Source organism: Halomonas sp. 3D7M (assembly GCF_014897885.1).
In the GTDB taxonomy this organism is placed as follows: Bacteria; Pseudomonadota; Gammaproteobacteria; order Pseudomonadales; family Halomonadaceae; genus Vreelandella.
This window is the reverse complement of sequence record NZ_JABUZF010000003.1, coordinates 1-1,580: the sequence shown is the minus strand read 5'-3', so window position 1 is coordinate 1,580 and position 1,580 is coordinate 1. Positions and strand designations below refer to the sequence as shown.

Here is a 1,580-nt window from a genome sequence, read left to right as displayed (position 1 = left end):
CCCGCCTTATTCACGAGGGCGCTGATTGAGCGGTCTGAAGGTACTGGCTGTTGGCATTGCTTATCAGGATTCGCATCTTCAGCGCGAGTGGCTGTTGAGTAATGCCAGAACGCAGCCCTTTTCCTACTTACTTATAGCTCTTTGGAATCAATGGCGGCCGTCCAAGCAGCCGTGATCGCCGACCGCCGCTCCGATCGCTCGCTTTCTGATGCTGTGGTGGTCTCGCAGGAGCGTCAGCTCAGTGCGGTCAGCTTCGGCAACCCCTTCAGCAGCGTCGGCCACCACTTGTCGGCGGCGGCACCCAGATGAACGGTGATTCGCCGAGCGTGCAGCCTCAGCGTGGCGGCGACCTTCAGCACCTGCTCGCGCATCCGGCTGAGGCTCCAGCCTTGCCGGGTCTGCCGCTCCAGGAGGCAGCGCAGTCCATGCAAGACCTGGTAGGCGTAGAGACTCAGTAGCAGACTCACTTCGTTGCGGGCCATCACCTCTTGAACGGTGGAAGCGCCGCGGTCGGTCGAGGAGAGATGCACGTCGAGTGCTGATTTCACCTCGCCCATGTGCGCCTCGGCGCTGCCGCGCTTGCGATAGAGTGCTAGGACCTTCTCTGGCGGCCAGTCGAACTTGCTGAGGTTGGTGACCAGGAAGAAGGCATGCAGCAGCAGGTCATCGGGGCGTTCCTGCACCACCAGCACTACGCGCCGCGGTGCCGACCAGGAGCCGGCTTGGTACTCCAGATCGTGGCACCACTCGCGAGGCTGCTCGGGTGGCCGGCCGGGTGGCCGCTTCAGGAGCGGTGCTGCCAGCTTCTGTAGACCGGTGTGACTGCGCAACCGGCCCAGGTATTCGATCTCCCGATCCTCCAGGGCCTCCAGCGTCGCGTTATCGGTAAAACCGGCGTCGATGCGCACACGAACCTGTGCCCCGGTGCTCTCGTTGAGTCGTCGTACCAGATGCGGGATCCAGGTGTCGGCGTTCTCTGCCGGGCCGGCGTTGCCCTCGCGCAGCAGGCCGCCCACCATGTCGCCGGTCTCCGCCAACGATGCGACCAGCGGCGAGTAGATGCGGGCCCCGTAAAGGCCATGATAGGCCGACCCGCCCTGATGGCCATGCACCTCGATCGGCAGGCCATCGATGTCCAGCGTCAGCTGTTTGGGACGTTCACCGTTCTGCAGCGAGGTCAGGCGCCAGACCACCAGCCGCAACAGGCCTTCGTGCACGGCATCGATATTGTCGTTACGACCGAGGCAGCTCAGCAGCCGCGACAGCGTGGCTTGAGACGGCCGGTCCTGGACCAGGGGTGTCATGCCGCGTGCATCGCTGCAGGCCAACTGCCAAAGCGGGTCACGGCGCAGCGTGTCGGTATCGCTGAGATCGATCCAGCCCATCGCACGCTGCAGCACCAGGGTACGCAACTGGCTGGCCAGCGAATGACGGATGCGCAGCGGGTGGCGTCGATCGACCAGATTGTCTTCCAGCGCCTCGATCACGCCGCTGTTGTCGAGGGCTTCACGCAGCAGCAGGGCGCCGCTGTCGCTGGTGGTGCGCTGGCCGCTCAGCTCAACACGGACAGAGCCGTTGCA

At 64.4% G+C, this 1,580-nt stretch carries 1 protein-coding gene; it reads right to left on the bottom strand.

The window, feature by feature from the left end:
* Positions 1-233: 233 nt before the first annotated feature.
* On the bottom strand, positions 234-1,580 hold a 1,347-nt coding region (locus INT22_RS00025; protein ID WP_193067424.1), incomplete at its 5' end, for an IS1380-like element ISPsp9 family transposase.